Source organism: Providencia sp. PROV269 (assembly GCF_028477785.1).
GTDB lineage: Bacteria > Pseudomonadota > Gammaproteobacteria > Enterobacterales > Enterobacteriaceae > Providencia > Providencia rettgeri.
Map to the genome: position 1 here is coordinate 138586 of NZ_JAMPLV010000006.1, position 12911 is coordinate 151496.

The window sequence follows — 12911 nt, forward strand, 5'->3', positions numbered from 1 at the left end:
AACTAAGATGAAATTGAATTCCCCTTTTTTATTACTTACTAGCGTATTCACGCTGACTATGAGTGTAATTTCAGTTACGAATGCTGCGGTTACACTTGATCGCACTCGTATAATTTTCGATGGAAATCAATCGTCTATTAATATTACGATCCGTAATGATAACCCGGAGCTACCTTATTTAGCCCAGTCTTGGTTGGAAAATGCATTAGAACAAAAATTGGAAACCGGCCCTATTATTGCCACTCCGCCGATTCAGCGCATGGAGCCCAAATCAACTAGCCTAGTTCGCCTAAGCACCGCACCTGACATTGCAAAGTTACCGCAAGACAGGGAATCCCTGTTTTATTACAACCTGCGTGAAATCCCGCCTAAATCATCAGAAGCGGGTGTGTTGCAAATTGCATTACAAAGCCGTGTAAAACTATTTTATCGCCCTGAAAACATTGTTGCACAAAGCAAAACAGATTGGACGAAACATATAACATTAACAACAACATCATCGGGCTATACGTTAAATAATCCAACACCATTTTATTTAACTGTAATTGGTTTAGGGAACAGCCAAAAACAATCTGAAGAAAGTGATTTTGACGCGGTTATGGTACCGCCAAAATCTAATCAAATGATTAAATCCTCCAAATTTTCAACACCTTACCTGACATATATCAATGATTATGGTGGAAAGCCTTCACTTGCTTTCAAATGCCAAGCTTCAAAGTGCAGTGTGACGGAATAATGAGTAAAAAATAGATAGGAGCAGAACAATGAAATTGAATTACCTAGCACTATGGGCTTTTGCTATACCTATTTTTGCTGAATCTGCTGTGCCTGTGACAACAGGCACAATATATATCAATGCGCGTATTGTTACTGCTCCTTGTCTACCTGATATCTCATTAAAATTAAATGAAAGTACTTTAATTGCAGCAACCTATAGCGTGGAAATGCATTTTTCTCATTGTAGCAAACCAATACAAAAGCAAGCTTGGGCGCCGTTTACACTGATATTAGGCAATAACCAATACGTGCTAACACAACCACGACGCAATAACACCATTTTATTCTCTATTCCTGCTAGTAATAAGATGCAACGTGTGGAAATAAATTATGACTAGATACTCAACATTATTATTTAGCCTTTTATTCCTAACATGGAATACCAGCTTTGCCAATAGCCTAACCGTTTACTTTGAGGGTGTGCTAGTGCCTCTTGGTTGTCGGCTGAGTGATGATGATACACAAAAAAAAATATATCTTTCTGGGCTACGTTTTTCTTCAATCGAAACATTAGGACGTTCAGATATGCAGCCATTTAAGTTGGATATCATGGACTGTTCTACAATGGCTTTGAATAAAACGATCAAAATAACGTTAAATACCCAAAATATTGAAACACATAATGGTATTAATTATTTAAAAACCACAGGTGAATCTAATGTTTTATTAGCTCTGACTGATAGTCGTGGTAAAGAACTGGAGCTTAATACAACAATTGATGTCAGCACAGTTACTGAATCAGGTAAAGGATCCGTTAATACACTTTTATTTGGTGTTTATGCTCAAAAACCCTTTAGTACTCGTTTAAAAACAGGGGGGTTTTCCTCAACTGTTACTTTTAACCTTGATTATCAATAAGGAGAATTGAAATGAAATTCATTTGTTTTTCATTCCCTTTAATTAGCTTATTAGTTTCCTTAGGTACTCAAGCGGATGTGCTAATTTCTCTTTCTGCTAAATTGGTTAGACCGCCATGTGTACTTACAGCAGAAAATGGCGAAAAAGAATTAGTCATTAATTTTCGAGAGGTGGCGCTAGACAGACTAACTGAAGAAAAACAGTCCTTTGGTATTCTCATTAAACAATGTGAACTTCGAAAAAATTTACAAGTTTACCTATCTCCTAGAGAAGGAAGTACTTTAACAATAAACAATGAAACCGTGCTTGCGACCTCTATTAATGGATTGGGTATTCGTTTTTCAGAAGAAAATAAAAGTAATGCGCTCAACCTTAATAAATGGGAAAGGATTGCTCCATCCGTAAGTGGTGATACAGGGAAAGTTGTTATTCAATCACAATTAGTCACTAATCAAGCTATTGAAAATCTCACTGCAGGGCCATTTAGTGCCGCTTTATCAGTGATGGTTGATTATCTGTAATATTGGGAAGTCTTTATGAAAAATATAAAAATATATTCACCATTACTTTTGTTACTACTCTTAATTAGCTTAAATTCCTATAGTGCGACCCGCTATTCAGGAAGTGGTGGTGGTTATAAAATGAGTTTAGTATCTAACAACTCCGTTGTTTCTAACACCCCAGCAATTGGAAGTGATAACAATAAATATTTTTTAATCGCTCCAGCAAATAGCTCCGGTATTGTTATTAATGAAAGTACATCTCAGCCTTATGGCTCTGTATATTGTACTGTGAACTTCTTACAAGGTAATTATTCCGCTGGTCTTCCTTGGAGCTACGCCTACCACCGTGTCTTTGCCTATATGCCAGAGGCAGGCTTTACTATTGGTGGGCTGACCGCATATAAAATAAACAACAATACATTTTTTACTCTTTATTCTGAGAATGGAATAACCAGTGGCTGGCGAAATATTTCAGGGAGAGGATGTTCTAATGAAGAAATGGGGCCATTAGCAACATCATTTTTTACTGTTCATTTTCCTTTTACCGTTAGAGTTTATGTCAAAGATATTCCTGTTGATGGAAAAATTGTTATTCCAAACGCAATGATCGCAGGTTATACACGATTATTCCAAGACTATGGAACACCAGATATTTATGTACCTATTGATAAAGCCACCGTTAAATTAGACCTTGCTACATCAGTTATCAATTATCCGTCAAATTGCCGTTCCAATATTGATAATTTAAATATTGATCATAAAACACTGGATGCTTATGAATTTAATAGTAAAGAAACTCGTACTGTTACCTATACATGCGATAGAGTGCAGCCAGTTAAAGTAAAATTAACTTTAGACTATGCCACAGATAGCGATCCACAAAAAAGACTCCCTTTAAAATCAGGAAATAACACTATTTATTCTGAGCTTACAATTTATGATGAACAAAATAATCAAAGTGGAAAAACATTTGAAACAACAATTGATAAAGTAAAAAACATTATGATTGAAAGTAAAGTTTCTGGTTATGACGCTGAACCAGGAGACTACAAAGGTAATGCTTGGTTAATCGCCACATTTATTTAATTTAGCGGTAAGTGTACTATGATAATAATATCCCGCGCACTATTTATTGGTATCTTTATTGTTTGGCACCTTGCTAGTCTTATTTATATCGATAGCCTAGGAAGCCTAAGACAATCATTACCACAAAACATTATTAGTTGGTTATCTATTTCCTTGACAATATCTATTATTGCATTTACTGTTTTCTATCGGAAAATTAAAATAATCATTACATTACCTGCTATTTGCTACTGTTTCTCTTTAGCCATTCTAATGATGGGATTAATATCTTATCAGGGAGAAAATAATAGTATTGATTTTTGGTATTGTTCTGGTATTACTGTTGGCGTATTACTCTATATTGCAGGGTTACAAGTGAGAAAAAAATGGTTAATACAATCATTTTGTATTTACTGTTATATCACTATTAGTGTAGCTCAAGCCTTTATCACTGCATATCAATATATATTTGAAGCCGATATTTTTTATCTTGCATCTGGTATGAGGTCAAATGGATTATCACAACAAGTCAATATATTATCAGTTAACATGGCGGCTGCATGCTTATTATCTCTAATGACTCTTGTGTTATCACAATTTTCGTTGTTATCTGAGCGTTATGAAAAAATTAGGGTTGTATTACTTGGAACTTGTATTTTATTTTTCACATTAACTTTAGTTGTTCTGCAGTCTGTTATTGCTTGGCTAAGCTTTACTGTTTGTGCATTTATTTTTATTTGCCTTTTTTACAAGAAAAACCCTCTACGTGTTAGCGCTAGTTATTTTATTATTGCTGTAGCAATTTTTATTGGAATTTATCTAATAAGGCTATGCCCTCAGTATATTGCAACTGAAATTATGAACCAATTCCATTTAAAACAAATGTTGCGTTTTTCTATTACTTTATTCTTAGAGAAACCTTATGATGCATGGGAGCAGTCTTTTTTATTTGAAAACAGTTATGAAAGAACAGCAATTCCTTTTTTCAGCCCTAAAATGTATATTGTTCCTCATCCACATAATGAAATATTACTCTGGCTGATGACTGGAGGGTTCACTAATTTGATTTTTTTATCTTTATTATTAACCGGAGGTATCTATGTCGTATTTCAATCTTTTATAAAATATAAAATTAACGGAAATGGTTACCCATTGGCAATCATTCTATCAATAACCCCTATTATTATACATAATCATGTTGAATACCCTTTTTTACTTTCTGTATTACACTGGGGGATCGTCATATTATTTCTATCATTCTCAGATGCCGCTTTCGCATTAGAAGAACAATCCCTATTTTATATTAACAAGCAACTATCTTATTTATTCAGCTTTATTATATTTATTATTGGATTGGGTGTATTTATTATTGGGCTATTTCTATTTAATGGAGAGAAATCTTTTTATGCACAGGGTAGTTATCATAACGAAAGCATAGCAATTCGAGTATCGAGTTCAATTAGCTTAGAAAAAAATAACGTATAAAAAAACATAAATAAACCTAATTTTCACTCAAGTAGTGTTATATTAATCAGGACAGTATTATGAGAATATATCAAACTGAAATTTCAAACACCTATATAGGACTACAACTTCGTAAGCGCCGCTTGCAAATGGGCTGGACAGCACACACTTTAGGGAAAAAGTCGGGATTAAGCCAACAACAAATTTCCCGTTATGAACGCGGTACGCAGAATTTTACGATTCATCGACTATGTATATTTGCTAATGTACTGCAGTGTGACCTAGATTATTTTCTTGAACAGAATATCTATGAGAACCATTCCCTTGTCGATATAAATCTTTAAGCACTGTTTAAACAGTAAAATCTGATTTTGTCATAAAGCAAGATCAGATTTTCTTTATTCTAACCTCACTTTCATTCTTTTCTGATTGCATAAGCGATAAGGCTCTTATATTTTTAACTCAAATCACTGATCATGGGTTAAAAGGTACCAATATGACCATCACACTTATCGTTGTATTTGTTTTACTCTTATTGGCCATAGGTTGGGGGATCTCTATCTATAACCGCCTGGTCAATACCCGTAATCAAGTCAGCAATCAATTTGCCAATATTGATGTTATTTTAAAGCAAAGAGCAGATCAGATTCCTCAGCTAGTCACTATTACGGAAAAAGCGATTGAACATGAACAAACGTTATTTACCTCATTAAGTGATGCACGCCAACGCTATTTCAATGCCCAAAATATGAATGAAAAAATCGCAGCATCGAATGAAATGAACCGTGCACTGGGTAACCTTGTAGCCATTGCGGAAAATTACCCCACCCTCATTTCTGGTGAGCAATTCACCCAATTACAAATCACTTTAAGTGATGTTGAAAATAAAATAGCCCAACGACGTGAAGGCTTTAACGACGCAACAACAGAGTATAATACTGCAATACAAATGTTCCCTGATAGCTTAATTGCCAATGCCTTTCGTTTTTCAGCACTGCCATTACTTGATATTTCTGAAGATGAAAAAAAATATCAAGGCGTCCAGTTTAAATAATGTAAGCCTAAAGGTATTAATGCGTGAATATGTATTTTTTACTCGGAGCCGCCATTGGTGCCTTAATTTTATTTATTGATAATAAATTCTCGGTAAATAAAAAAGTAAACTGGGGGATCATTCCTTTCGTCGGTGTTGCTTGTGGTATGTGGTACTCACTCTCACCTTCTACCCGTGATTATGTCAGTATCATTTATTATGTCGTTGTACTGGTCATCACCTTTTTTATTACTCGTAGTGTCGTCAATTCTAGCAAAGTAGCCTACCAACGTTATCAGCGCTTACAAAATGAAGGCTCATCAAAGTTTAGTGCGTTTCTTAGAGTCCTTGTGGGAATGCTGATCGCCACTTGCCTATTTGCTGGGTTCTTTATCGACATACGCGTATTTTTTATCGCATTTGTCTTAGCCTTCGTATTTAAAGCAATTGAAAATACACCAACCAAGCGCTTCTTAAAATTTCAGAAAAACCTAGCCACCTCTAAAATACGCTCAATGGCGATGGGACTTGTGGAAGTTGAAGGGAAAATCACGGCGGGCACGTCCATTAAAAGCCAGCTAGGTAATAAAACCTGCTATGGCTCCTTTTATTTTGAATATTCCATATCAAAAGATAAAGACGGTAAAAAAAGCTATACCTTACAAAGTAGTAAGTGCAACATGCACAGCTTTACCCTAACGGATGATACGGGCTCTGTTAAGGTAGAATGTGCCCCTGATTATTTCGTTTACCCGGGCTTAGAGCCGCATATGGATGTTGAAAGCGGTAATCGCCGTTACACAGAGTATTTACTTGAAGCAAACCGCAGTTATTTATTAATTGGTACAGCAGACGCTAACGAAAAAGGCGAATCGGTTATTATACGTAAAGCACCTCATATGCTATTAGGCGTCTCCCCCTCGGACTATGTCGTTCGTTGGAACAAAACAGGTCCATTACGTCGAAATTTAGCTATTACCGCCATGATTGCACTTTTTCTGATTGGTGTGATTTTAGTTACGCCAATGGATTATCAAAACGGGCAGCTAAATATGCATTTCGACCAGATCGCATTATTTGATGGTAATGACTAACATGGAAAAGCTTATTTTTTTCATCATCATTGCGGTTATTAGCTATATTTTTATACGCTATCTTATTAATATTTATAATAATATTGTATTTTTAAAAAACAATTGCCATAAAGCGTTTGCTAATATTGATGTATTGCTAAAGAAGCAAATTGAATTAGTGCCGGTATTAACTCACGTTGCAGATAAAGCGATGGCACATGAAAAGCAGCTGTTTAGTGAATTGATTGCCAGCCGCCAGCGCTATTTATCCAGCAGCGCGATCGAAACCAAAGTCGATATTGCGAATCAACTGACAGCGAAAATAAAGCCACTGCTCGCGGTTGCAGAAAACTACCCAACACTAATTAGTAAAGCAGTCCTAAGGGAATTACAAACCCAAGTAAAACATATTGAAGACCAAATTGCAGACCGACGTGAATTTTTCAACCAAACCGTCACACTCTACAATACAGATATTCATGTTTTCCCCAATCTGATTTTTGCCAGATTATTTCGTTTTAAAGATATCCCCCTACTCTACTCTAAATAATTCGAGTTGCAGGTAGGCGACAAAGGAAGATAGGCCGATGAGCATACACAAGTATGTGATTCGGCTAGCTGAGTGTAGTCAACACCCTTGCAACTTGAAGTATGACGAGTATATGGCAAACAGGAGCGTTTATAATGATAAGTATCCCTTTCTCTTGGTTTGGTTTCACCGATTGGCTCATTGAGCAAGAGGCAGGGCTTATCATTATGTTTGCGACATTCGGTACACTACTTTTAACGGTTGCCGTCCTTATCATCCTCAATATATTCGGGTTAAAAAAGTACTCGCTCTACATTGCAGGTGCTTTATTTTGTTCCGTTTTCATTAGCATGATGGTCATGATCCCACTGTTACTGCTTTTTAGTATTGAAAATTCAATTAAGTTGCAACTTGTCTGGTTGGTGATCGTTGCCAGTTGCTTAATTTCATTTTTAAGCAACCGACACTATTTAGATATCTACTTCAATTCCATTGCAAAGAAAGCGAATAAAGAAGTCAAAAAACAAAATAAGAAACGTAAAAAATAGCACCGGATCTATTTATCTTAAACTCGCTCTGTTTCTAATCGCTGCATATAGCGGTAGTGCGAAAATGTCACTAACAGCGCAATAAAGGCAATTAACGCCCCTAATATAAACCCACCGGAATAGCCTACCGCTGCGGTTAAACCTACAAGCATCATTGAACTGGCTAATTCACCAATATCACGGGTACTTTGTACTGCTGTCATATCAGTACCTGCTTGCTGATAGCGCGATGCAAATTGCATCCCGGCCGTCATTATCGCGACTGATGTAATCCCCGCAGATAACGAACCAAATGTAATACACAGTGCAACTAAAGAAATAGAAACACCATTAGCCGATTGCAACAGCCATAACAATGAAGATAACAAAGCAAATAACAGACCAAATGAGAAAGCGCGCCACACACCGGTTTTACCGATTAACCACGCCCCACCACCACAGCCCAGTACTAGTGTGACTATCCCCCCTGCCATGCCCATTTTACCAATTTGCGCTAATGACCAACCCGCATCATTTAGGAATAGTTTGGCTAAACCAAAACCGGAAACAGCCGTCACCGCAGAAAGCAAAGTTAATAACAATAAACGCGGAGCACCACGACGTTTTACCGTTTTTAATAGGCTCGCTTTTTCGTTCATATCCTGTGTTATTGATGGCGTTTTTAATGGACAGACACTAATAAACAATAAACTGAGTAACGGCACGCAGGCTAAAACCCCCAAAGCAAGGTGTTGGCCTAAACTTTCACTCATGATCATCAACCCTGCGCCACCAATAAAAAAGCCCGCCATCACTCCTGCTATCTGTACCGCATTGATCTTTGATAACATTGTGCCACTGACCTGCTCCGCAGCCATACCATCTGTTGCAATATCTTGGGTTGCACTGGCAAGGGAAGCGGCAAACAACAATACAATGCAGGGTAAAGCATTCTCAACCGATAACCCGATGGTGCTTAGTGCGAACATCGTTATCGTGACAATAATTTGCATTGGAATAATCCAACTTTTACGGCGACCTAAACGATTCCCCCAATGGTTATCAACAAACGAAGCCCATAAAAATTTCACCACCCATGGCAAACCGACTAATGGCAAAAAAGCTAATGCTTTCAGTTCGCCTCCGTCATGGCGTAAAAAAGTAGGTAATGCATCCATTGCTATCCCCATCGGTATCCCTTGCGCAAGATAAAGTAACCCCAACGTCACCACTAACTGTTTATTTTGTAATAGATCTTTCATACTCACTCCGCGCACGTTTTGCTGTGCCTGACAATTTTCGACAACCGAATAAAATACATAAAAGCCCTATTCCGCCACATAACAAAACGAGATTGATACGAGAAAAAGGCAACGAACTAAACAGATAGGAGGCTATAAATGCGAATAGCAACAAAACAGCGGAGAATAAAAGGCATGCCTGCAAGCTCAACTGTGCATTTTTGCAGAGTAAACTCGCTATACAGGCTATCCCCCAGCCCATAAAAAAGTGCATTGGTAGCAAAGCAGTGAACCATGGTATTAGCGCTAATAGTGCGCATGCGGACAACAGCAATCCACCACAACTGCCCACAATGAACCTTGCCGCTAGGCTATAATTTCTTTTCCAACACCATATGGCGAGGCCGACAGAAACCAATATCAGCCCACTCACCCCTGCGATAAAATGCAGATAACTCAATGTATTACTTATTTTAGGTAACCATTGATATTGCCCATAATGCAAAGGTTGGATGGCGATAAAAGCACGTGTCCAAATACCTTGCTGTGCAGAATCCCGCACTGCAACTAACTGGCGCTTTTTACTATCAAATTGATATTGTTCAAAGTTAGAGGTAGATAACTGTCCATTACGCACACCGCCAATCACCCACGTATCACCTTGCTTGAACAAGATTTGAGGGATAAAGCTAGGGACTGTTTGCTGTAATGCGCTGATTGCCGCAGTAATCGAGCTTTCAGCCACGGGAACCGGTGTTTTCAGTGGTTTAAACTCGCCCATCAAGGTTTTCATGATAATTTGTGGATTATCCGGTGCAGCCCTTTCACCAAGGGAAACCGTTCCTAGCGCCCCTAGGCCTGATAATGCTCCGGTAAACGCAAATAAAACCAGCCACGGATAACACCATAGGCCAAGCCAGCTATGTAAATCATGGAGAAACACTCTCAAGTGTGTCACACGCGGCAAGCGCACCATTGTGGATATTCTGCGGCGTTGTATCACTAGCCCTGTGATTAACAAAACGGCGAATGCAAAACCAAATAAACTGATAAAAACTCGCCCAGGAAAATCCATAAATAAGTTTTTATGTAATGTTACTAGCCACATTGTCGGGCTGTTTAAGGCAACCAATTCACCGTTAATCGCGCTATAGCTTAATTCACATCTTCCCATACCTTGGCAAAAAGTGATCTCAGGATTATGCTGCTCAGGCAGCTGGATCATGGTTGCACTTGGTTGCAACGCAAGAAGCTGTTCGAGTGGTAATAACTCACCTGAAAGTGGCACATTGTTCCACCATAACCGCAATGCATCACTACCTAAGCTCCAACACCCTGTGAATAGGATCACAAACAGAAAAACGCCAAATAGCGCCCCAGCACTGCGATGTAATTGGTCTAAACGACGAGTGAGAGGCTGTTTATGCTTCATACCCACCCCGCCATCATTAAAAAAAGCGGCAATAGCCACCAGCTATAGCTACGTACTAATAATTTTCGCCAATTTAGTGCACTGAAGTTATAAACTAATAATCCCATCGTGATGATAACGCTTAGAAATATTGCACCATATACGCGTTCGAGCGGATCTGCTGATGGATAAAAACGTGCTATCAACATCGATAGCACGATCCCACCGAACAACGTGCCAATAACTGCTAGGCAACTGACTAATTTCATTAAAAATCAGCCTTCAATGTAAACATTACATTACGTGGATCACCATAGCGGTTATTCCATTGTGGAGAGAAGAGTCCTGAGTAATAACGACGGTCGAACAAGTTATTAACATTAACCGCTGCCGTCCATGTCTCATCGATTTGGTAACCTAAGCGGGCATTAAAAATGGCATACCCACCTTGACGCAAGGTTACATTACCATTGCTAGTGCTGTAGGCGCTTTGCGCTTGCATACCACCGCCCAAGCTCCATTTGCGCTCATTCCAAGGTAGGTCATAGTTAGACCACACGCGTAGCATATGACGAGGGGTTAAAGTGTTATAAGACTCCCCTTGATGCTGACTGTCATCACGGTATTTCGTATCCGTATAGGTATAACCCACCGATACATCCCAAAATGGGGTCAGATAACCAATACCTTCAAGCTCAAAACCTTGGCTACGAACTTTACCACCACTAATGAAATAGTTATTAAAGCCCCCTGTTGGGTGTGCAGGGTCAATTTGTGGGTTATTTTTAATATCAATTTGGTAAATAGCACCTGATAGGTTTAATCCGCCATTGAATAGCGCGCCTTTGACACCCGTTTCAAGCGTTTGCCCTTCAACAGGCTTGAGCATTTTTCCGCTCCACGTTTTCCCTGTTTGTGGCTGATAAACTGTTGAATAGCTGCTATACCATGACCATTGCGGCGTAAAATCCCAAATCACACCACCGTAGGGAGTAAGGCGGCCATTTTCGGTGAAGTTTGCTGTTGGTGTTTTGACATCCCACCAGCTATCACGCACCCCCGCAATAACAGTAACAGGTTCGATCACTTTGATACGTCCCATCCCGTATAGACCCTTTTGCGTCGTTTTGGTTGGCCCTGCGGAACTATAAGCGCCAACATTAGGTTTTGGTACACTGTGAGGGTCCCAACGATACACGTTCACTGGCACATTTAAGGCGGGGTCTAAATCTGCGCTATATTGCTTTTCACTGGCATGTGAGTAACTTGCACCGACAACTACATCATGGGTTAACCCCCATGCGTCTACCTTACCGTTTAAACTGGTATCTAAGCTGGTTTGTTCGTTACGGAATTTATACGCTCCCCCCATTAACATTGCACCATCACCGGTTACAGGGTCGATATTTCCCCATGCTCCTGCGTACAATAATCGGGCATTTACATGTTGATACTCTGCGTTAAGCTTATATTGCCAATCATCATTGATTTTATGTTCAATACCCGCAAATGAACGGGAGGTATCCCACTTGAAGCGGTCCCAATCCACATCTAAATAGGTTTTACGTGGTAAATGTAAATCACTGCCATCTTTACCGAAAGGAACACCTGCCATATTGGTAACAGAATCAATTGTTTGGAATTGTGCCCCCATACGCAGTAAAGTATCTGGGGTAACATCGATGTCAACAGTACCGTACATCAACCGTGTTTGTTGGTCAGAGATATCATAAAAATAGTCTTTATCTTCCCATGCCATGACAAACCGCCCACGCACTGAACCTGATTGATTCAGTAGGCCCCCAACGTCCACTTCTCCACGATAACGATCCCAACTTCCCGCACTTAAGCTCAACTTGGCCATATTTTCTTTTGGCGCATGTTTTCTTACCATATTGACGGTTGCGGCGGGGTTTCCCATACCATGTAAAAGGCCGTTCGACCCGCGAAGAATTTCAACCCGCTCATATACCGCCATATCTTGAGGAGAACTGGCCATGTTACCTAATAGAGCTGGCACACCATCAATTTCAAATGAATCAATCTGGAAGCCGCGCACATAATAAGCCGTTGTTAACTTCACATAGGGCGCACTGGTTACCCCTGTTGCACGTTGCATGACATCATCAAGCGTTTGTAGGTTTTGTTTTTCAATTTGCTCTCTATCAATCACGCTAACAGATTGCGCCACTTCCCGTGGTTTGAGTGCAATTTTTCCGAGTGTTGTCACCCCCGGTGCAACATAGTCATCATCAATCTCTGAAGATGCGGTCACTTGTATAACATCCTGTTTCGGTTGCATAGGTGCTGCATTCACCATCGCAGAGCAACTCACTGTTGCACACAAAAGGGCACAAGGTGTTAAGCGGAATTTTCCGCGTGACTTAATGTTATAAACGGACAGCATTTCCCACCCTAAAAAAGTTAAAT

Annotated in this window: 15 protein-coding genes; 11 read left to right on the top strand and 4 right to left on the bottom strand. The window is 39.2% G+C overall.

Translation table 11 applies throughout. From position 1 onward, the window contains the following. The first annotated feature begins 7 nt into the window (after positions 1-7). The 11 genes from PR683_RS10860 (at position 8) to PR683_RS10910 (ending at position 7850) form a co-directional block, all read left to right on the top strand. A complete protein-coding gene (locus PR683_RS10860; RefSeq protein ID WP_109911929.1) occupies positions 8-736 on the top strand; it encodes a fimbria/pilus periplasmic chaperone in 729 nt (242 codons plus the stop codon). Positions 737-764: 28 nt separating this feature from the next. Then, positions 765-1115, top strand: a complete 351-nt coding sequence (locus PR683_RS10865) for a hypothetical protein (protein ID WP_272581789.1) — start codon at positions 765-767, stop codon at positions 1113-1115. Continuing rightward, a complete protein-coding gene (locus tag PR683_RS10870; RefSeq protein ID WP_164528457.1) occupies positions 1108-1635 on the top strand; it encodes a fimbrial protein in 528 nt (175 codons plus the stop codon). Before PR683_RS10865 ends, PR683_RS10870 begins: the two co-directional genes overlap by 8 nt. Before the next feature lie 11 nt (positions 1636-1646). Further along, entirely contained in the window at positions 1647-2156 is a 510-nt protein-coding gene (locus tag PR683_RS10875) for a fimbrial protein (protein WP_004905345.1), read from the top strand. A 15-nt stretch (positions 2157-2171) separates the two neighbouring features. Next, positions 2172-3224: an adhesin gene (locus PR683_RS10880; RefSeq protein WP_109911927.1), complete on the top strand. Its 1053-nt coding sequence runs from the start codon at positions 2172-2174 to the stop codon at positions 3222-3224. Between the two features lie 18 nt (positions 3225-3242). Further along, positions 3243-4688: an O-antigen ligase domain-containing protein gene (locus tag PR683_RS10885; RefSeq protein WP_226538033.1), complete on the top strand. Its 1446-nt coding sequence runs from the start codon at positions 3243-3245 to the stop codon at positions 4686-4688. A 59-nt stretch (positions 4689-4747) separates the two neighbouring features. Continuing rightward, positions 4748-5011, top strand: coding sequence for a helix-turn-helix domain-containing protein (locus tag PR683_RS10890; protein WP_109911926.1), 264 nt, complete (start codon positions 4748-4750; stop codon positions 5009-5011). Between the two features lie 152 nt (positions 5012-5163). Next, positions 5164-5721 carry a LemA family protein gene (locus PR683_RS10895; protein ID WP_272581790.1) on the top strand — a complete coding sequence of 186 codons (558 nt, stop codon included), beginning with the start codon at positions 5164-5166 and terminating at the stop codon, positions 5719-5721. A 29-nt stretch (positions 5722-5750) separates the two neighbouring features. Then, entirely contained in the window at positions 5751-6794 is a 1044-nt protein-coding gene (locus PR683_RS10900; protein ID WP_272517577.1) for a hypothetical protein, read from the top strand. Position 6795: 1 nt separating this feature from the next. Next, a complete protein-coding gene (locus tag PR683_RS10905) occupies positions 6796-7323 on the top strand; it encodes a LemA family protein (RefSeq protein WP_110732251.1) in 528 nt (175 codons plus the stop codon). 134 nt (positions 7324-7457) lie between these two features. Further along, positions 7458-7850 (top strand): hypothetical protein, encoded by a 393-nt coding sequence (locus tag PR683_RS10910; RefSeq protein ID WP_109911923.1) that lies wholly within the window; start codon positions 7458-7460, stop codon positions 7848-7850. Positions 7851-7867: 17 nt separating this feature from the next. Here PR683_RS10910 and PR683_RS10915 read toward each other — a convergent pair whose 3' ends face one another. From PR683_RS10915 to PR683_RS10930, 4 genes are read right to left on the bottom strand one after another with little or no spacing between them, the layout of a single operon-like run. Then, positions 7868-9091, bottom strand: coding sequence for a RhtX/FptX family siderophore transporter (locus tag PR683_RS10915; RefSeq protein WP_117162842.1), 1224 nt, complete (start codon positions 9089-9091; stop codon positions 7868-7870). After that, positions 9069-10502, bottom strand: coding sequence for a PepSY-associated TM helix domain-containing protein (locus tag PR683_RS10920; protein WP_117162843.1), 1434 nt, complete (start codon positions 10500-10502; stop codon positions 9069-9071). The genes PR683_RS10915 and PR683_RS10920 overlap by 23 nt, the downstream gene beginning before the upstream one ends. Next, complete coding sequence (locus tag PR683_RS10925; protein WP_109911920.1) at positions 10499-10750, bottom strand: hypothetical protein; 252 nt, start codon at positions 10748-10750, stop codon at positions 10499-10501. The genes PR683_RS10920 and PR683_RS10925 overlap by 4 nt, the downstream gene beginning before the upstream one ends. Next, positions 10750-12888 (bottom strand): TonB-dependent siderophore receptor, encoded by a 2139-nt coding sequence (locus tag PR683_RS10930; protein ID WP_109911919.1) that lies wholly within the window; start codon positions 12886-12888, stop codon positions 10750-10752. The genes PR683_RS10925 and PR683_RS10930 overlap by 1 nt, the downstream gene beginning before the upstream one ends. Positions 12889-12911: the final 23 nt, after the last annotated feature.